The sequence below is a fragment of the Pandoraea pneumonica genome (assembly GCF_902459645.1).
In the GTDB taxonomy this organism is placed as follows: Bacteria; Pseudomonadota; Gammaproteobacteria; order Burkholderiales; family Burkholderiaceae; genus Pandoraea; species Pandoraea pneumonica.
In genome coordinates this window covers 860,375-879,532 of record NZ_CABPSK010000002.1, presented here as the reverse complement: position 1 = coordinate 879,532, position 19,158 = coordinate 860,375, and the positions used below count along the sequence as shown (strand labels likewise).

Here is a 19,158-nt window from a genome sequence, read left to right as displayed (position 1 = left end):
TCAACGATCAGTGCACCGCCGATTCGTTCATCAGTCGAAGCACCTGATTGGCGCACCCCCACGACAGCGTGAAGCCACCGCCGCCATGACCATAGTTGTGGAGGAGTCCGGCATGCGTGGCGTCGCGTTCCACGCGCGCTGTCCGGCGCATCGGCCGGAAGCCAACCCGGGCGTCGAGAATGTCGAGCGACGTCACGCCTTCGCAAAGCCCGGCACACCGGCGGACAATGTCACTCACCTGTCGTTCGCCGATCACCGTCGAGGTCATGTCGGGATCTGCGGTGCCGCCGAGAATGATGTCGTGACTCCGCTCAACGATGTAGGTCGGGCGCAGCACGTCCGAATCGTCGACAAAGCATCCCGTGACAGCCTCGTGGCGTCTCGCACGCAGCACCACCGCACGCGAGAGCGACATCGCGCCATCACCGAATGCTGCGCCTCCGTAGCCGCAGCAATTCACCACGCAATCTACGTCATCGAGCAACGCACCTGGATCTTCGACGCGAGCGAGCACGAACCGGCCGCCGAGATCGAGGAACATCGTCGTCAAATAGCCGAGATAGCGCGTCGTGTCCGCAACAGGAACCGGCATTCGGTAGGCGCAGGCGTAGCGCGAAGGCACGCCACCGTCGTTGCCCAGCCGCACGACCTTCGGAACGCATTCCGCCCACCACGGGGTACCGGTATCGCGCGCAAAGTACTCCGTGAGCGGGCGCATCGTGACACCTGACGCCTCGTCCTCGGAGAGCCGCGCCATGGCCGAATAGGTCTGCCGGGCGTTTTCGAGATAGACGAGATCGGGGGCCTGATAGAACGGATGCCAGATCGCGGCAGCCAATGCCGAGGTGGTCTGCGCTGGGGCTTCCGCCGCATGAATCTCGACATCGCAGCCCGCCATCTCGAGCGTGACGGCGGTCGTCAGACCGCTCACGCCCGCACCGACGACGATGACGCGTTGGCGCGTCACGGGCGGCCTCGCACGCGAGCATCGGGCGTGTCGCCGGGGAAGATCGATGACGGCACGGTGTCGCGCGGCTGCGTAATCTCAGGCGTATCGCACGCGACACGCTCGTAGGCGTGCGGGTCTTTCAGGCCGCTGCCGGTGCCGAGTAGGACGACACGTGCGCCCCGCGCGATTCGCCCGCTGGAAATGCTGTCGCTAAGGGCGGCGTGCCCTGCCGCTGCCGACGGTTCGAACCACAAGCCATGGCGATGCGACATCAACTGCGATGACGCCATGATCTGCGCATCGGTCACGATGGCGCAGGCGCCACGCGTCATTCGCAACGCTTGTAACGCCGCGAGATGGTCACGCGGGCGCGCCACCGACAAGCTGTCGGCCACGGTATTTGGCACCATCGGCGTCGGCACCGCGGGCAGCGCACCTGACGCCTCGCTGACCAACCAGTCATGCGCGATGCTGTGCGAACTGCTGGCCTGCGCCGCGAGCAAACGCGGCACTCGCGTCGCGATACCCCACGCATAGAGCGCCAGAAACCCCGCCGCAATACCCGAGAGAATGTTGCCGTCGCCCGTCGGCACCACAACCCAATCGGGCACGTCCCAATCGAGCGCTTCTGCGATTTCGAACGCACAGGTCTTCTTGCCTTCGCGGGTGAACGGATTGAACCCGGTGTTGCGACAGCACACTTCAGGCGCATCGGCCATGCCGGTCGCCAGGTCGAAGGCGTCGTCGTAATTGCCGTCGATCACATGTAACTGGGCCCCGTAGGCGCGTATTTGCGCTAGTTTCACATACGGGGTATGCCTCGGCACCACGACAGTCGCGGGCATCTGTTGTGACGCGGCAATGCAGGCCAGCGATGCCCCCGCATTGCCCGTCGACGCCGCGACTACGCGCGAGCAGCCAAACCACTTGGCAGCCGCCAGGACCAATTCCGTCGCCCGATCCTTGAGCGAACCGCTCGGATTGCGGCTGTCATCCTTGATCCAAAGATGCACGCCTTCGTCATCCCCCAAGGTGAGCAGCGGCGTGCCGCCGACGGCGAGACGACTTGCCCAGCACGCCGACACCGGCAGCAACGGCGCATAACGCCACATGCCTGTGCCGCGAAAGCCAGCGACGATCTCCGCCCCCGATGACGGCGCATCGTCGCCCTTTTCCCGCATGTTTTCGATTCGCAGGTTGTGGCCGCACAAGGGGCATCGATAGCACAACGCCCCCCACGCCTGCGGCGCTGCGCAACTGACGCAGACGTATTGATACGCGACCGTCATGCCAGACACCCCGGGTTGAGCAGATGCGCCATGACCGCGTTCTGCGCGTGCAACCGATTGGCCGCCTGTTGGAATACCCAGGACTGTGGCCCGTCGATCACATCGTCCGTGACCTCCTGCCCCCGATCGGCTGGCAGGCAATGCAAGTATCCGGCGCTGGGTGCGGCTTGGCGCATCACGCTCTGATCGACGCGCCAGTCACGATGCGCCTCGAATGCGGCGCGCATGGCGGCCTCATCCACCGGCTCACCGATGCGCGCCGGGAGATGCGCAAGACTGCACCATGATTTCGCATAGACGGCATGTGCGTCGGCGACGCCATCACGAAAATCATGTGTGACGCGCAAGCTCGCGCCCGTATGCGCCGCAAACTGTTTGGCCGCGCGCATGACGTCCGGGTCCAACGCGAAGGCAGGAGGATGCGCGAGCGTTACATCCATGCCCGATTTCACTGCCGCAAGCAGCAGGCTTTGCGGCACCGCGACCGGCTTGTGCCAACTTCCCGAATACGCCCAACTGATGCAGAGCCGACACCCGGTCAAACCACCCAGTTGCTCGCGTAACGTCATGATGTCGGCGAGCGCCTGGCATGGGTGAAAGCGGTCGAACTCCATGTTGATGACCGGCACGCTCGCCCACTGCCGAAAGGCTTCGAGATGTCGGTGAGCACCGCCATACACCCAGCCAGCCGGATCGCCGTACATCCGAATCGCAATGGCGTCGCCATATGCCGATAAGACACGCGCCACGTCCGCCACGCGTTCCGTCGAATAGGGAACCTCCGCCTCGGGCAGCGCCGGGGTGTAGATGCCATTCTGCGGATCGAGCGTGATGGGATGCCCGCCCATGCGCAAGAGCCCCGTCTGGAAGCTACTCCGTGTGCGCAACGACGCGTTATAGAACAGAAAATAGATCGTTCGGCCACGCAGCACGAGTTCCGTGTGTTGCGGATAGCGTCGTTTGAACGCAAGTGCCGCACCGACCAACTCGCGGTAGTCCGCGGCACTCATCGTCAAGTCAGGGGCAAGCCAGCCGGAAGTCACGGGAATCTCCTTATCGATGCTCTTCGATGCTTATCGATGCGTGTCGATGCTCACCGCCTTTGCGACGCGGCGCTGCGATGGAATCGATTCAGGCAGAGATCAAGGCGGACGCCATCGGCTCGCTTGTTGCGCAAACGTTTGAGCGCATGACATGCCTAACCGCTCGAACAGTCGGCGAGGCACGAGGGCGGCCTCCATCATTTGCACGCCGACTTCCAGTGGATCGACACTCTCGCGAATCACAGTGTCGGCAACGTCCTCGTCGAGCCCAACGGCGCAAAGGTGCGCTCGCCAAGTCGGCAACTCCGGCGCCAGAAACGCCATCATCAAGTCAGGAATCAGCGCATTGAGAAACTCGCGCTCCGTGCGAGACAACGTCGGCAGCCATTCGCCGACGAATCGCACGAATGCCGCCTGATGCCGCATCTCATCGGCCGCGTGGTCCGCCAGCAGAACACCGACCGGCGCATAGACGTCGTCCGACGCGCCCGCGCGTCGTAGCGTCCCCGTGATCAATGTCTCCGTGACCGATGCCGCCGCCATGATCGCGAGTCCTCGGTACGCTAGCGGCACTGCCTCGCACAACGCCAACACCCGAATGACGCTGAGCGACGGTTGTTGTGGCAACGTGCAGCCGGTCTGCCGATGTAGGTCACCGCGAAAGCGCTCCATCATCCAAGTGTGGAAGCCTTCATCGGTGTAGATCGCCAACAAGTCGTCACGATGCACCGATGCGATGCCGGGCACGTCGAGCATGTGTTCGACCGCGCGATTGACGATAAACAACTCGACGCGTTCCGTCTTGCTCAGATAGTCAGCCAGGCGCAGTGCGCTCAACCGCTGACGCACCGGCTGGCCGAGCGCGCAAACGCACGGATGCGTCGCGTACGGCATCAACGACAGGTTGAAAAACAGGTGATCGGGCAATAGCGGCGGAAACGATGCATCGCCGTGGCGACGCCGCACTGCGGCCGATTCATGCCATGGCTCAACCATGGTTTGTCACCTGCGGTACAACGGCGCAGGACGGCACAGTAGGTTTTGCACCGTCGAGCAGTAGCATGCTTGCCCGCTCCGGCCCCAGCCCGATACCGGCGAGCGGCGTGCCAATGTGGCGCTCGACGAAATCGATGAATCCACCGAGCCCCGCGTCCAAGTGCCCTTCGCGGCCGTACGCCAGCGATCGTTCGGTGAGCCCGGGATAAATCAGCACATCGGGAATATGTTCGCTGGGCAGCACATCGCGGTGCACGCGCATCGGCACGCCTTGATACGACGACTGGAGATAGTGGGCCAGACAGTCGACCTTGTTCAAATAAAGACGGTCAACGCCATGTGCCTTGACGACCTCGCGAAGCTGCGCAAGATCGAGCATGCCGATGCGACGCGGCCTGCCGGTACCGGTACCGTATTCGCCTGTCAGCATACGAAGTGCCGCGCCGACCTCGAACGCGTCGTTGGATCGCAATAGCGTATCGGCACAAAATCGCTCGTGTTCGTGCTCGATGCCGATGTGTTTTTCTGCGGCCTCTCGACAATATTTTGCGGAGCGCTCGCCGCCCAACTCAGAAGGAAATGGCCCGCGTCCAACGCGGGACATGATCGCCTTCGCCACACCAATCGTCCGGCGATGGTACTTCGGCGACAGATCGCCGCCCACGTACGCATAGGCGGGCACGGTATGACTCGACGTCACATACGGCTGACTACCGTCGACGACGTCGAGCAAAACCGATTGCGCCCCTTCGAACAACACCCTTGCGCCACATTTCACGCGCCTCGTGAGCCAGTTGCGATCGATTTCGACGTGCGGTCGTAATAGCGTCATGACGTCGGGCAGGCGCAGTAGCAGATCCGACATTTCAGCAACCCACGGCGACGTTCCGCCATCCGCATTGATCATGCCAGTGAGTACCTGGCGCATCGCCCCGACCGTCTCCGCTTCGTTATCGAGCAGATCGCCGAGCATGAAGTTGACTCTTGCTTCATTGCGAACGCGTAATGCGCGGTCAGCGTAGCAAGGCCCGATGCCGTTGCCAGTCGTACCGATAGCGGCACTGCCGCGTCGGTCGAGCGCGATGTGATGCGGTTGCACGATGGCGGCACGTGCGCTGATATGCAGACGTCCGTCGAGCTCCACCCCCATCTCGCGCAATTGCGTGATCTCGTCGGCCAGCTTCCACGGATTGAGCGCGCATCCCGATCCGATGTAGAGCGCCGCGTGCGGATGAAATACGCCGGAAGGCATCTGTTTGAGCGCGATGCGCCCCAGCGGCGTATCGATCGTGTGACCGGCGTTGGCACCGCCATTGAAGCGCGCAATCACGTCGTATTCAGTGGCCAGTACATCGATGATCTTTGCCTTGCCTTCGTCGCCATATTGCAGGCCGACAAGTACGTCGGCATACCCGGCGGGGGCGTCAGGCGGGGCGGGCAACGTGGACGATGCAGAGGAGGTGGTAGAGCAGGAAGCAGAAGTCATGCGCGTTGCATATCGTAGAAGAAACGGGGAATCGGTGCCTGCTGTGCCGCCAGCTTTTCGTAGACCCAACGGCCGACGGCGATATCGAGAATGCCCATGCCGAACGGCGAGAACACGATCGGACGATCGCGTGGGGGTATTTCCCCTCCGCTGAGCAGGTGGGGAAGCGATGTCGTTACGAAGCGTCGATGTCCAGTCGCCACCTCTGCACGATGCAGCGATGTCATCGCCCGCATGCAGTGTTCGATATCGTCGACGACGTTGTAGGACTCGAGCACCACGGCAGGTGCAAGGTCGCGAAGCGACAAGTGCAACACCACAGGGCAATGAGCAAACCAATCGGGGTTGTCGACGTAGGGAACGGAGGCCGTCGTTGTAAAGATCACGACATCCGCTTGTCGAACGACTTGCTCAAGGGAAGTCTCAGTGACGGCTTCGTAACCGAGGTGCGTTTGTATGCGTCCCGCAAGCAGCGCAGCGTAGCCTTCGTTCAAATCGTGCAGTACGACTCGCTCGATCGGCACGTCGGCCAGCGGCAGAGACTCCGCAACGTGTCGCGCGATCAATCCCGTGCCGACAAAAGCGACGCGTACTGCCTTCGTCACCGTTGTCCCGCTGCGGGAGAAACACCGTAACGCACTGATCGCACTCGCCGCCGTGCGTGCTGCGCTGATGATGCTGGCCTCCATGCAGGCCATCGGATAGCCCGTCACGACATCGTTCAGAATCAACACGGCGGATGCGCGCGGCATGCCATGTGTGATGTTCTCCGGAAAACTCGATATCCACTTGATGCCCGTGACGCCATCGCCGTCGCCAGCATCGATGTGAGCAGGTAGCGAGATGATCCGATTCGAGGGTCCGCCGGGAAAATGCAGGAATTGGCTTTCGGGGTTGACGGTGCGGCCAGCATGGTGCGCTCGATAGGCCGTTTCGACCGTATTGAGCACAGCACGACGGCCGTCGCGCACCACGGCGTGAATCTGCTCCCCGGTAAACACACGGAATTGAGGTATCGGAATCGCGCTCATGGCAAGGATGGGGTAACCGTTTCGATGACGGAGGACGCCGGCATGTCGGCGCTGGACATTTGCGGGAAGCACCGCTGCACCCAGCACGCGTCGTAGAGGCCATCCAGATACTTGTCCCCCATGTCGGGCGCGATCGCGACCACGGTCGCGTTGACGTCGATTCGTGCCGCTTCACGCTGCACCGCGCATAGCACGCTGCCCGTCGAACCGCCTGCGAAGTAGCCGCGGCTCGCCAACGCGTGACACATTCGAACCGCCTCGATCTCAGGGATGTGGACAACGGCGTCGGGCAGCGAGGGATCGCACAACTCGGGGCGCCGGCTCGTGCCCAACCCGGGCATGTAGCGACGCCCCGGTGCGGCGCCGAAAGTGACCGAGCCCACCGTGTCGACAGCGATTACGCGCGTCTGCGGATGATTCGCCCGCACATACCGCAAGCACCCCATCAATGTGCCTGTCGTACCGGCGCCGACAAAGAGGTGATCCACCGATGCATAGGCTGCGAATATCTCCGGTGCAGTCCAGCGATAGTGCGCACGCCAGTTGCTGGGATTCGCGTATTGATTGATCCAGAGCCAATCGCCGTCGCTTGCTAATTGCTCGTGAATCCATGCGATACGCGTCGCGAGAAAACCGCCCTGGGCATCGCGACGGTCAACGCGTACGACGCGAGCGCCCAGCGCCTGCATCGTGCGCACAGCGTGCTGAGAGGTGTCGGGGTCGGTCACGCAAGTGAAGCGATAGCCTCGGTGAGCGCAGACCATTGCCAACGCCACGCCCAGGTTGCCTGACGACGATTCGATCAGCCGCGTGCCTTCGCGAATTCCTCCGCTAGCTTCGATATCGTCGATGAGTTGGAGCGCCGTCTTGAGCTTGATGGAGCCCGCGGCGTTAAGCCCTTCCAACTTGAGATGAACCGTCGCGGCGCATAGACCATCGATGTCCGTAAATAGCGGCGGCGAAGGTTGTAGAAAGGAATCGGACACGCGCAGCGGCGGCTCGGCATCGCCACACGGGCCAGACGCGCCACACGCCGTGGGTATGGCGACCGTCGATAGGGTTTCGTGCGGATGCCCCACCATGCCTCTCCTGAAGTCTTGCCCGAAGGCAACGGAATGGCGTGGCAGATCGAAATCGTTCGCTCATGCACGCCGTGAAGCGTCATTTAAGCGAATGGCATCCGCGCCGAACACCTGCATGCTCATGTAGGACGCAGGGTGCGGCGTATTAAAAGGAAGGAAAAAGGAATGCGGGGTTTAGCGCGGGCGCCCGCCGCGGCCGATGTCCTGAATGCGAACCACGGCATTGCCTGCCGCGTCGGTCTTTTCGGGCACCTTCCAGGCGTGCCCGTAGACAAGCTCGAACGTCAATGAAATCGTGCCGTCGCTGCCACGTTGACGCTCCAGCGCGGAGCGCAGCGCAGCCAGACGAGCGCGCCCGGTCAGTCCGCTACGGCGCTCCGGCAACGGATTCACGCCCAGCAAGCGAACGTCTCGCAGCAGCGTGTCCGGCGTCTCGAACGTGAGCGTCAGCCGCTCCATATCCGTTACCGGCGTATCGAAGCCGCTCGCCACCATCATGTCGCCCAGATCATGCATGTCGGTCGGCTCGAGACCGTGCGGCACGTCATCGACTTCGGCCCATGCCGCCCGCAGTTCGCGAAGCGTGTCGGGACCGTACGCGGAAAACATCAGCAGCCCGTCGGTGCTCAGCACGCGATGCCACTCGGGAATCACGCGATGCGGTTCGCGATACCAATGCATCGCAAGATTGGACCAGACGAGATCGAACGCGCGCGGCGCGAACGGCAGCGCAGAGAAATCGGCCTGCACGACACCATACGGCGGGGAGCTACGCAACAGACGGCGCCAGCCGGTGGCGGCCCCCGCCGCAGCGGCCGCACTGGCCATGCCGAACGAGGCGTCGAGGCCAACCCGGTAAGCGTCGGGATAACGCTCGCCGAAGGCCAGCAGATCGCCGCCCGTGCCGCAGCCGATATCCAACACGCGTTTGGGCTTCAATTTGATGTAGTCGAGCCGGCTCGCAAGGCGCGAGGCGACTTCTCTCATCAGGAAATCGGCGTCGGCCCATTTCGTTGCGCGACGATCGAACGCGGTGCGCAAAAAGCGGGCGGGGAACGGGGACGGGGGGGCGGCGGCAGGCTTCATGGGACGGGCAAAAAGGCGAGTCGGCAGTATACTCGCTGCTGCCCGAGCGCATCCGGGCAGCCCCGCGCTCCGCCCGCTCCCCCGTCGCCCGTTATCGCCTTGTCCATCCTCCGCACCGCTCTCCCGCTGATTGGCCGCTTTGCACAGGGGCTGCTGGCTGCCGCGTTGCCCGACCACTGCGCGGTCTGCGAGGCACGTGCACCGCGCCAGCTTTGCCCGCGTTGTGCGCTGGCCTTCGATGCCGCCCGCGCCCCGGCGACAAGACGGTGCGAGCGATGCGCGATTGCGATGCCGATGCCTGCGCTCCCCGACGACACGACGCTCGGCGAAAGTGCGACAATTTGCCGCACCCCATCCGTCGTTTGCGGGGCCTGTCTTCGACATCCCCCCGCTTTCGACGCAGCCATCGCCCTAGCAGATTACGTAGCGCCACTCGATGCACTGATGATTCGTCTGAAATACCATGGCGCGCTGCCACTGGCGCGCGAATTCGGCGAACGGCTCGGCGATGCCCTGTTGCCGTATTGCGGTCGCGTCAATCTCCGTGATGGCGATGGCGATGGCGACCACATTGGGGATGGCGCGCCATGGCTTGTTCCCGTGCCGCTGGCCCCCGCTCGACTCGCCGCGCGTGGCTTCAATCAGGCGTGGGAACTCACGCGCGTTGCGGCTCGACGTACGCAGCGTCCAGCAAGCGCTCGCTGGCTACGCCGCGAGCGTGCGACGGCGTCTCAGCGCGGGCTCACACGAGATGTCCGGCAACGCAATCTGCGTGATGCCTTCATTGCCAGCGATCGGGTTCGCGGCCGACGCATCGTGTTGATCGACGACGTGATGACCACCGGCGCGACGTGTCATGCTGCGGCGCGAGCGCTCAAGCGAGCGGGCGCGGCGCATGTGCTCGCTGCCGTCGTGCTGCGAACCCCATATTCCGAATAACTTTGCCTCCTGACTGCTCATCGACCATGTTCAACGTCGTTCTCGTCTCGCCGGAAATTCCACCGAATACCGGCAATGTGATTCGCCTCTGTGCCAATACCGGGGCACGTCTGCATCTGATCGAGCCGCTCGGCTTCCCGCTCGACGACGCGCGTATGCGCCGCGCTGGCCTCGACTATCACGAGTACGCCGACATGAAAGTGCATAGCAACTGGGAGAATTTTCTGAGTGCGGAGACCCCGGACCCAACACGGATGTTTGCGCTCACGACCCGTGGTTCGCGTCCCTTCGGCGAACTGTCGTTCGCACCGGGCGATTGGTTCATCTTCGGCTCGGAGACACGCGGCCTCGCGCCCGAGTTGCTCGACACCTTTGCAACCACGCAGCGCGTGCGCTTACCGATGCGCCCCGGCAATCGCAGCCTGAACCTGTCGAACACGGTGGCCGTCGTGGTCTTCGAAGCGTGGCGGCAACAAGGTTATGCAGGCGGGGCCTGATAGGCTCGGCGGCGCGCCACGCGCCGCGACTCTCCCCTGATTCGTCCCTACGCGCCCCCTACGCGCTTAACGCGTCGCGATAACATCGCAGCATGGCGGCGTCGAAGCAGACAAACGTCACCCGCTCAATCGTCGGGAAATGCGGCAGCGCGTCGCGCACCGTGAAGACCGCAAGTGGCACGGCCAACTCTGCGGGATAGCCATAGACGCCGCAACTGATCGCCGGAAATGCCACGCTCACGCAGTCATGCGCCGCGGCCAGCCGTAGGCTTTCGCGATAGCAACTCGCGAGCAGCGCAGGCTCGTCACGCGCGCCGCCGTGCCAAACCGGCCCCACCGTGTGAATGACGAACTTCGCCGGCAAGCGGAATCCCGGCGTGAGCTTGGCCTGACCAGTCGCGCATCCGTCCAGCTTGCGGCAGGCGGCGAGGAGTTTGGGGCCCGCAGCCCGGTGAATGGCGCCATCAACGCCGCCGCCACCGAGCAGTGACTCGTTCGCGGCGTTGACGATGGCGTCAACCGGACATTGCGTGATATCGCCTTGGATGGCGTCGAGACGGACAACTGGCGACATGGGCATATCTCCCTTGTGGCGAGTGTCGATGGTCACCATGGACCATCGCAGATGGGCTGCGCGGCGAACGACTTACGCGTCGTCTTCCCGCTCGGCGCGCGCATCGCGCCTCAATAACGCTTCCACGGCTGCACGGGCAGGCAAGCCGTCAAACAGCATGGCGCAAACGGCATCGGTAATTGGCATGCTGACGCCATGCGCATGCGCGAGATCGCGGACGGCACGCGCGCAACGTACCCCTTCCGCCACATGACCCAACGACGCGAGCACGTCATCGAGCGATTTGCCCGTGGCGAGCTGCAATCCGACCGTGCGGTTGCGCGACAAGTCGCCGGTCGCCGTCAGAATCAGATCGCCGACACCGGCCAAGCCCATAAAGGTTTCAGGCTTGCCACCGAGCGCCACACCCAGGCGCGTCATCTCGGCAAGACCGCGTGTCACGAGGGCGGCACGCGCGTTGAGGCCCAGGCCTAACCCGTCGCCGACGCCCGTCGCGATCGCCAGCACGTTTTTCACCGCGCCGCCGACTTCGACGCCAATCACGTCGTCACTCGAATAAATGCGCAGTGCGCCGAAATGGCAGGCGTCGATGGTCAGTTCACACAGCGACGGTTCGGCACTCGCGATGGTCAGCGCGGCAGGCAAACCTTGCGCCACTTCGCGCGCAAAGCTCGGACCGGACAGCGAGCCGCCAGCCACACCCGGGAACACTTCAGCAACGATTTGATGCGGCAGCAGCCCCGTATCGGACTCGAAGCCCTTACACAGCCAGATGAGGTGCTGCGGCGGCTGTGCGGCGCTCGCCAGATGCCCGGCCAGCGCGCGCAGCCCTGCGACAGGGACCGCAGCAACGCACAATGCCCGTTCGCCCGTGCCATGCGCGAGGACGCGCGCGAAGTCGGCGTCGAAACGCAAACGCGGCGACAGCGTGGCACCAGGGAGATAGGTGGAATTTTCGTGGGAGCCGCTGAGTTGCTGCACGAGCGCAGCATCGCGCGCCCAGAGAACAACATCATGGCGGGCGGCCATGTGACTGGCCATTGCAGTGCCCCAGGCACCGGCACCGAAGACGGCAATTTTCATGAGGGTGACCTCGACGCAATGGCGTAGCTCACGCAGCTAAGCGCCCCGCTGGCCATCGCGTCGATCAAGCGCGAGAGCGCTTAGTGAGTCTTGGCGGACGAGCCGTCGGGCATCACGATGCCCGGGGCCGGCGTCTCGCCGTTGGCCGCTTGTTGCTCGGCCAGTTGTGCCAGACGTTGCTCGTAGAGCGCCTGGAAGTTGATTTCGGCCAGATGGATCGGCTGGAAACCAGCGCGGCTGATGGCATCGGCCACGTTCGCACGCAGGTACGGGTAGACGATCGTCGGGCAGGCGATGCCGATGAGCGGATCGAGTTGTTCGACCGGCACGTTGCGGATTTCGAAAATACCGGCTTGCTTGCCTTCGACCAGGAACGCGACCTTGTCTTTGATCTTTGCCGTCACGGTGGCGATCACGGCCACTTCGAAGATTTCGTCGGCCAGACGCTCGGCGGCGACGTCGACTTGCACTTCGACCGTCGGCATTTCCTGCTCAAGGAAAATCGCGGGCGAATTCGGCTGCTCAAGCGACAGATCTTTCAGGTAGGAACGCTGGATGCTGAAAAACGGCTGATTCTGGTCGGACATTTCTTTTCCTTGGGATAAAACAGCCGCGCAAGGGCGCGGCTGGGCGGACTATTTTGCAGGCGGTTTCAGGCGGCTTGCAAGAGCGGCACGAGGCCACCGGCACGATCGAGTGCCGACAGATCGTCGTAACCGCCAACATGGCGTTCGTCGATGTAGATTTGCGGCACCGTGCGACGACCCGTACGCGTCATCATTTCCTCACGACGGGCGGGATCCTTGTCGATCAGAATCTTCTCGATTTCCTGCACGCCGCGCTGGCGCAGCAGGCGTTCGGCCATCTGGCAATACGGGCACACTTGCGTGCTGTACATCACGATCTTCGGCATAACTAGCAACTCCTCGATTACTTCACGACCGGCAAGCCGGCTTCCTGCCAAGCGGCAAGACCGCCCTGGAGGCTGAACGACTCGGCATAGCCGAGATTGCGCAGCAACGTCTGGGCGCGCGCCGAGCGTTGACCGCTCTTGCACACGATGAGTACCGGTGCTGCCTTATTCTTGATGACTTGCCCGACTTTTTGTTCCACGTCGTCGAGCGGCACGTTGCGTGCGGACGGCAAGTGGCCGCCAGCGAATTCCTCTGTCGAGCGCACGTCGAGCACCACGGCGCCTTTGCGGTTAATGAGCTGCGTCGCTTCTATCGTGGACAGACCGCGACCGCCGCGCTTGAAAACCGGCCATGCCAGCATGCCGCCCGAAACGAGGGCAATGGCGATCAGCGCGAGGTTGGTGTAATCGGCAAAGAACTTCACAAGCCACCTGAAAAATATCAAAAGAATCCGATCATTATAAAATATTCCGAGATTGCGCCGACGGGTCGCGTTGCCAATCGTTGCGCCGGACGTCGGCGGCGGCTTTTTTGCCTGCCCCTTCGCCCCTCGGCCGCTGCCGCTACGCCCTTACTGGGCGGTGCTGCGCGGGGTGCTGCGAGCCGCCTCCACCCCCGCTGGCTGCCCCCGCTTTCCTACTCTGACTGAAGCTGCTCATGTACAAGCTCGTTCTCATCCGCCACGGCGAATCGACGTGGAACAAAGAAAATCGCTTCACCGGCTGGGTCGACGTCGACCTCACCGAAAAGGGCGTAGCCGAAGCCAGCCAGGCCGGCAAACTGCTCGCCGAAGCCGGTTTCGCGTTCGATTTGGCCTACACCTCGGTGCTCAAGCGCGCGATTCGCACGCTTTGGCACGTGCAGGACGCCATGGACCAAATGTGGATTCCCGTGGTCCACGCATGGCGCCTGAACGAACGTCACTACGGCGCGCTCGCCGGCCTGAACAAGGCCGAAACTGCCGCCAAGTACGGCGACGATCAGGTGCACGTCTGGCGCCGTAGCTACGACACGCCGCCGCCCCCGCTTGCTGCGGACGACGATCGTAGCTCGTACAACGATCCGCGTTACGCCAAACTCAAACGTGAAGAGATTCCGCTCACCGAGTGCCTGAAAGACACCGTTGCTCGCGTACTTCCGCTGTGGAACGAATCGATCGCCCCCGCCGTGAAAGCTGGCAAGCAAGTGCTCATCGCCGCACACGGCAATTCGCTGCGCGCGCTGATCAAGCACCTGGACAACATTTCGGACGACGATATCGCCGGCCTGAACATCCCGAACGGCACGCCGCTCGTGTATGAGCTGGACGCCGATCTTAAGCCGATTCGCCACTACTATCTCGGCGATCAAGACAAAATCGCCGGCGCACTCGCCGCCGTCGCTGCACAAGGCAAGTCGAAGTAACGCCTCGCAAAGCGCACGCATCGTCTGACGGGCCGCCGGAGCACTTGGGTGTTCCGGCGGCCCGTTCACTTTGTATCGTCGTCACGTCCGCGCCATCGCAGCGCCATCCTCACGCCATTGGCACTGCGTGCAAACCCGCATCGGTAATACGGTGTAACACGCCGATGTGACGGTTTGCGCCGCGTTTGTAGCGGCTGAAAACCCACGCGCTCCGGCTTGTCAGGCGCATCTAGCCTGCGAATGCAACGCGATATCGGGCCACGCTTCACGGAAAATTCACGCAAAGGCCGCATCGGATGGAACTTTTCGGAGAACCACTCCGGAAAACTCCCTGTCGAATGGGCAATGTCCGCCCCGCGGGCAAACGGTTATACTTCGCCAAAGTGCGCGCGCCCATTGGCGGGCGCCCCGAAAAATCCGGAATTTCCACGCCTATATGCGCCAAACCCTCAAACACATCGGCCTGATCGTGCTGGGCCTCGCGACCGGTGCGGCTGCCACCCTCGCGTTTTCGCAGGCTTCCGCACAGAGCGCTACCACGCCGCTGCCGCTCGAGCAGCTCCGTCTGCTGGCCGAAGTGTTCGGTCAGATCAAGCGCGAATATGTCCAGCCGGTCGACGACAAGAAGCTGCTGACCGCGGCCATCAAGGGCATGGTGTCGAGCCTCGATCCGCACTCGTCGTATCTCGACAAGGAAGAATACAAAGAGCTCCAAGAGCAGACGCGCGGCCGCTTCGCCGGTCTGGGCATCGAGATCTCGCAGGAAGACGGCCTCGTGAAGGTCATCACGCCGATCGAAGATAGCCCCGCGTTCAAGGCCGGCCTCAAGCCCGGCGACCTCATCACCCGCATCGACGACAAGCCGGTACGCGGCATGACGCTCGATCAAGCCGTCAAGCGCATGCGCGGCGCGCCGGGCAGCAAGGTCACGCTGACCATCTACCGCAAGGCCGACGAACGCACCTTCCCCGTGTCGATCGTGCGCGCCGAAATTCGCGTGCAGAGCGTTAAGGGCAAGCTGCTGGAGCCGGGTATCGCTTACGTGCGTATCACCAGCTTCCAAGAGCGCACGGTGCCGGATCTGGCCAAGAAGCTGCAAGAACTGTCGAAGGATCAACCGGTCAAGGGCCTGATTCTCGATCTGCGTAACAACGGCGGCGGTATTCTCCAGTCCGCAGTTGGCGTGTCGGCCGCGTTCCTGCAAAACGGCGCGACCGTCGTGACGACCAACGGTCAGATCGAAGACGCGAAGCAGAAGTACACCGCAACGTTCGACAACTATCGCCTGTCGGCCAGCCCGGAAGATCCGCTCAAGGGCGAAGCGCCGATCTGGAAGACGGTGCCGATGGTGGTGCTCGTGAACGCCTACTCGGCCTCGGCTTCGGAAATCGTGGCAGGTGCGCTGCAAGATTCCAAGCGTGCGCTGATCATGGGCAAGACCACGTTCGGTAAGGGTTCGGTGCAAACGGTGCGTCAACTCTCGCCGGATACGGCGCTGCGTCTGACCACGGCGTACTACTACACGCCGAGCGGCCGCTCGATCCAGTCGATCGGTATCAAGCCGGACGTGCCGGTCGATCAGAATCCGAAGGGTGACCCGGACGACGTGCTGGTCACGCGCGAGATCGATTACCAGAACCACCTGCACAACACGCAGACGCCTGACGAGCAGAAGGAAATCGACGCTCGCGAAGCCCGCCGCCTGGAAGAACTGCGCCGCCTCGAGGAAGAGAACGCGAAGAAGACGCCGGAAGAGCGCAAGAAGGAAAGCCAGGAACGTCTGCCGGATCTGGGCAGCCCCGAAGACTTCATGCTCCAACAGGCTGTGCATCAACTGAAGGGCGAACCGGTCCAGCGCACCAAGTCGCGTCTGGAAGCGAATGCCGGTCCGCTGCCGAAGGATGCCGCTGGCAAGGCAGCCCCGGCCGCCACCCCGGCAGCCGGCGCCAAGACCGATCCGAAAACGGATACGGTCGTGCCCGCTAAGCCGACGGACAAGAAGTAAGCATCCGCCTTACACTACGAACCGTGCCCGCGAAAGCCGGCACGGTTTTTTTATTGCCGCGCGGGCGTCATCCCGCCGCTCCGTCCACCGACGGCCGCAGTCCGCCCCCCGATTGCGGTCAAGAAGTCTCTCCGTTTTGCGATGAACGACGATCAGTTGTTGCGTTACTCCCGCCATATCCTGCTCGATGAAATCGGTATCGAGGGTCAGGAGCGCCTCCTGGGCGCTCACGCAGTCATTGTGGGTGCCGGTGGTCTCGGCTCGCCCGCCGCGCTCTATCTGGCGGCCTCGGGCATCGGGCGTATTACGTTGATCGACGACGATGACGTCGATCTGACCAACCTGCAACGCCAGATCCTGCACGACACCCTCAGCGTGGGCCAACCCAAGGTGATCTCGGGCCGCAACCGCATCGCGCAGATCAACCCGGGCGTGGTGGTCGATGTGGTCAATGAGCGTGTGGACGAAGCCCGTCTCACGGCGCTCGCGAAGACGGCCACCGTGGTGCTCGACGGCTCGGATAACTTCGCCACACGCCATGCGGTTAACCGCGCCTGCGTGGCGGCGCGCGTGCCGCTGGTCTCGGGCGCCGCGCTGCGCTTCGACGGTCAGATCAGTGTGTTCGACGTGCGCAACGACGCCTCGCCTTGCTACGAGTGCATCTTCCCCGCCGATGAACCGTTCCCCGAGCAAGCCTGCGCCACCATGGGCGTGCTGGCGCCGCTCGTGGGCATTATCGGTAGCATGCAGGCCGCCGAGGCGATCAAGGTCGTGACGGGCGTCGGCGTGCCGCTGGTGGGCCGTTTGTTGATGCTCGACAGCCGCAAGATGAGTTGGCACACGATGCACTGTGCGCGTAATCCCGAGTGCAAAGTCTGCGGACAGCGGCACTAAGCCTTCACCGCGTTTCTTGTGCCGATTCCGAGAGTGCACGTACGAAACTGAGCACGCATACTAAAAAGCGGGCACTTCGTTACCGAGGTGCCCGCTTTTTTCTTAGCCGCTAGAACCACTAAGCGACCGCCAGACGCGCTAGCGCCGCCTGCATCTCTTCAGGCTCCGTCGCCGCCAACAACTCTTGCACCGGCCGTTCGAGATCCGGCAGATGGGCGCGCAGAATCTCCTGCTTCACTTGAAGCAACTGGCTCGGGTGCATCGAAAACTCGCGCAACCCCATGCCCAGCAACAATCGCGTTGCTGTGGGGTCACCCGCCATCTCGCCGCAAACCGCCACCGGCACGCCGAACGCGTGCGCTTCCCGAATCGTCATGGCGATCAAGCGCAGGACGGCCGGATGCAGCGGATCGTAGAGATGGGCGACGGCGTTGTCGGCCCGGTCGATCGCCAGCGTGTACTGAATCAGGTCGTTCGTGCCGATCGACAGGAAGTCGAGCCGTTTGAGGAACATGGGCACCGTCAGCGCAGCGGCGGGCACTTCGATCATCGCGCCGAGCTTCACGCCCGGGTCGTAGAGCAGACCGGCCGCATCGAGTTGCGCCTTGGCTTCGCGCACCAGTTCGAGCGTCTGATCGATCTCTTGCGCATGCGCGAGCATCGGGAACAGAATCCGCACCTGACCGAACGCCGACGCACGCAGAATCGCCCGCAACTGGGTGAGAAACATACGCGGCTCGGACAAGCTCCAGCGAATCGCGCGCAGGCCGAGCGCCGGGTTCGCCGCAGTTTCGTACGATTCATGGCTATCGAGCGGCTTGTCGGCCCCCACGTCGATGGTGCGAATCGTGAGCGGCAGCCCCTTCATCGATTCCACGGCGCGCTTGTACGCTTCGAATTGTTCCTCTTCCTCTGGCGCCTCTTCCATGTTCATGAACAGGAATTCCGTGCGGAACAGGCCCACGCCGACAGCGCCCGCAGCGACTGCGGTCTTGGCGTCTTCCGGCAATTCGATATTGGCGAACAGATCGATCGGCGTGCCGTCGATGGTCTGCGCGGGCGAGTGCTTGAGCCGTTGCAACCGGCGGTCTTCGAGCGCGCGCTCGCTTTGCCGGTAGCTGTACTCTTCGAGCACGATCGGCGCCGGATCGACGATGACGATGCCGTGATCGCCGTCGATGATGATGACGTCGTCCTGCTTGACCAGCAGACTGGCTTGCGCCACGCCCACGGCCGCCGGAATGCCCAGACTGCGCGCAACGATCGCCGTGTGCGAGGTCTTGCCGCCGAGATCGGTGACGAAGCCCTTGAACGTCTGCGACTTGAACTGAAGCATGTCGGCGGGAGCGATGTCGCGCGCCACGACGATCATGTCGTCGCGCGGCGTCTCGGCAACCACGTGGCGAATGCCGGGGGCACCGGCGAGCGCCTTGAGTACACGCTCGGTGACCTGTTCAATGTCGGCGCGCCGCTCGCGCAGATACTCGTCTTCGATGTCTTCGAAACGGGCAACGAGCACTTCGAGCTGTGTGGTCAGCGCCCACTCGGCGTTGTAGCGGCGCTCGCGAACGAGCTTCACGACTGCGTCGACCAGCAACGTGTCGTTGAGAATCAGTGAGTGGACATCGAGGAACGCCCCCATCTCGCCCGGCGCGTCGTCGGGGAGTTCGGCTTTGAGGGTATCGAGTTCTTGTTGGACGCTCGCCTGCGCATTGCGAAAGCGCGCGATTTCGTCATCGATCTGAGAAGGATCGAGCAGATAGTGCGGCACATCGAGCGTCGCCGGCGCCAGAAGATAGGCGCGGCCGATCGCGATGCCACGCGAGACGGGAATGCCGTGCAGGGTGAAAGACAAGGAAGTCTCCCCAGTTCAAAGGCGGATGATT

General features: G+C 63.1%; 19 protein-coding genes. 5 read left to right on the top strand and 14 right to left on the bottom strand.

What is annotated here, in order from left to right; translation table 11 throughout:
- Positions 1-7 precede the first annotated feature (7 nt).
- The 8 genes from PPN31114_RS13045 to PPN31114_RS13010 all read right to left on the bottom strand — a co-directional run bounded on the left by PPN31114_RS13045 (position 8) and on the right by PPN31114_RS13010 (position 8,962).
- A complete protein-coding gene (locus tag PPN31114_RS13045; protein WP_174988008.1) occupies positions 8-967 on the bottom strand; it encodes an FAD-dependent oxidoreductase in 960 nt (319 codons plus the stop codon).
- Entirely contained in the window at positions 964-2,130 is a 1,167-nt protein-coding gene (locus PPN31114_RS13040) for a threonine synthase (RefSeq protein WP_174988005.1), read from the bottom strand. Before PPN31114_RS13040 ends, PPN31114_RS13045 begins: the two co-directional genes overlap by 4 nt.
- Before the next feature lie 104 nt (positions 2,131-2,234).
- Positions 2,235-3,281, bottom strand: coding sequence for an ornithine carbamoyltransferase (locus tag PPN31114_RS13035; protein WP_150679903.1), 1,047 nt, complete (start codon positions 3,279-3,281; stop codon positions 2,235-2,237).
- A 99-nt stretch (positions 3,282-3,380) separates the two neighbouring features.
- Entirely contained in the window at positions 3,381-4,277 is an 897-nt protein-coding gene (locus PPN31114_RS13030; protein WP_150679902.1) for a diiron oxygenase, read from the bottom strand.
- Positions 4,270-5,763, bottom strand: coding sequence for an adenylosuccinate synthetase (locus PPN31114_RS13025; RefSeq protein ID WP_150679901.1), 1,494 nt, complete (start codon positions 5,761-5,763; stop codon positions 4,270-4,272). The genes PPN31114_RS13030 and PPN31114_RS13025 overlap by 8 nt, the downstream gene beginning before the upstream one ends.
- The gene (gene sbnB / locus PPN31114_RS13020; protein WP_150679900.1) at positions 5,760-6,794 is read right to left on the bottom strand and encodes a 2,3-diaminopropionate biosynthesis protein SbnB; all 1,035 of its coding nucleotides are present in this window, start codon (positions 6,792-6,794) and stop codon (positions 5,760-5,762) included. The genes PPN31114_RS13025 and sbnB overlap by 4 nt, the downstream gene beginning before the upstream one ends.
- Positions 6,791-7,876, bottom strand: coding sequence for a 2,3-diaminopropionate biosynthesis protein SbnA (gene sbnA, locus PPN31114_RS13015; RefSeq protein WP_150679899.1), 1,086 nt, complete (start codon positions 7,874-7,876; stop codon positions 6,791-6,793). The genes sbnB and sbnA overlap by 4 nt, the downstream gene beginning before the upstream one ends.
- 174 nt (positions 7,877-8,050) lie before the next feature.
- A complete protein-coding gene (locus PPN31114_RS13010) occupies positions 8,051-8,962 on the bottom strand; it encodes a methyltransferase domain-containing protein (RefSeq protein WP_150679898.1) in 912 nt (303 codons plus the stop codon).
- 444 nt (positions 8,963-9,406) lie between these two features.
- Between PPN31114_RS13010 and PPN31114_RS26430 the strand changes: the two genes are divergently transcribed.
- Both PPN31114_RS26430 and trmL read left to right on the top strand, forming a co-directional pair.
- Complete coding sequence (locus PPN31114_RS26430; protein WP_246182529.1) at positions 9,407-9,901, top strand: ComF family protein; 495 nt, start codon at positions 9,407-9,409, stop codon at positions 9,899-9,901.
- Positions 9,902-9,927: 26 nt separating this feature from the next.
- Complete coding sequence (trmL, locus tag PPN31114_RS13000) at positions 9,928-10,398, top strand: tRNA (uridine(34)/cytosine(34)/5-carboxymethylaminomethyluridine(34)-2'-O)-methyltransferase TrmL (RefSeq protein WP_150679897.1); 471 nt, start codon at positions 9,928-9,930, stop codon at positions 10,396-10,398.
- Between the two features lie 58 nt (positions 10,399-10,456).
- Here the strand turns inward: trmL and PPN31114_RS12995 are convergent, their stop codons facing one another.
- From PPN31114_RS12995 to PPN31114_RS12975, 5 genes are all read right to left on the bottom strand, one after another.
- Positions 10,457-10,978, bottom strand: a complete 522-nt coding sequence (locus PPN31114_RS12995; RefSeq protein ID WP_217426952.1) for an O-acetyl-ADP-ribose deacetylase — start codon at positions 10,976-10,978, stop codon at positions 10,457-10,459.
- 66 nt (positions 10,979-11,044) lie between these two features.
- Positions 11,045-12,055, bottom strand: a complete 1,011-nt coding sequence (locus tag PPN31114_RS12990) for an NAD(P)H-dependent glycerol-3-phosphate dehydrogenase (protein WP_150679895.1) — start codon at positions 12,053-12,055, stop codon at positions 11,045-11,047.
- Between the two features lie 80 nt (positions 12,056-12,135).
- Positions 12,136-12,642 carry a protein-export chaperone SecB gene (gene secB / locus PPN31114_RS12985; RefSeq protein WP_150679894.1) on the bottom strand — a complete coding sequence of 169 codons (507 nt, stop codon included), beginning with the start codon at positions 12,640-12,642 and terminating at the stop codon, positions 12,136-12,138.
- Positions 12,643-12,707: 65 nt separating this feature from the next.
- Complete coding sequence (gene grxC / locus PPN31114_RS12980) at positions 12,708-12,968, bottom strand: glutaredoxin 3 (protein WP_150679893.1); 261 nt, start codon at positions 12,966-12,968, stop codon at positions 12,708-12,710.
- A 17-nt stretch (positions 12,969-12,985) separates the two neighbouring features.
- A complete protein-coding gene (locus tag PPN31114_RS12975) occupies positions 12,986-13,393 on the bottom strand; it encodes a rhodanese-like domain-containing protein (protein WP_150679892.1) in 408 nt (135 codons plus the stop codon).
- A 233-nt stretch (positions 13,394-13,626) separates the two neighbouring features.
- On the opposite strand from PPN31114_RS12975, the gene gpmA reads away from it, so the two are divergent.
- The 3 genes from gpmA (at position 13,627) to PPN31114_RS12960 (ending at position 17,272) form a co-directional block, all read left to right on the top strand.
- Positions 13,627-14,373 (top strand): 2,3-diphosphoglycerate-dependent phosphoglycerate mutase, encoded by a 747-nt coding sequence (gpmA, locus tag PPN31114_RS12970; protein WP_150679891.1) that lies wholly within the window; start codon positions 13,627-13,629, stop codon positions 14,371-14,373.
- Between the two features lie 436 nt (positions 14,374-14,809).
- A complete protein-coding gene (locus tag PPN31114_RS12965; RefSeq protein ID WP_150679890.1) occupies positions 14,810-16,378 on the top strand; it encodes a S41 family peptidase in 1,569 nt (522 codons plus the stop codon).
- A gap of 141 nt (positions 16,379-16,519) precedes the next feature.
- Positions 16,520-17,272 (top strand): HesA/MoeB/ThiF family protein, encoded by a 753-nt coding sequence (locus tag PPN31114_RS12960; RefSeq protein ID WP_150679889.1) that lies wholly within the window; start codon positions 16,520-16,522, stop codon positions 17,270-17,272.
- Between the two features lie 118 nt (positions 17,273-17,390).
- Here PPN31114_RS12960 and ptsP read toward each other — a convergent pair whose 3' ends face one another.
- Positions 17,391-19,127, bottom strand: coding sequence for a phosphoenolpyruvate--protein phosphotransferase (gene ptsP, locus PPN31114_RS12955; RefSeq protein ID WP_150679888.1), 1,737 nt, complete (start codon positions 19,125-19,127; stop codon positions 17,391-17,393).
- Positions 19,128-19,158: the final 31 nt, after the last annotated feature.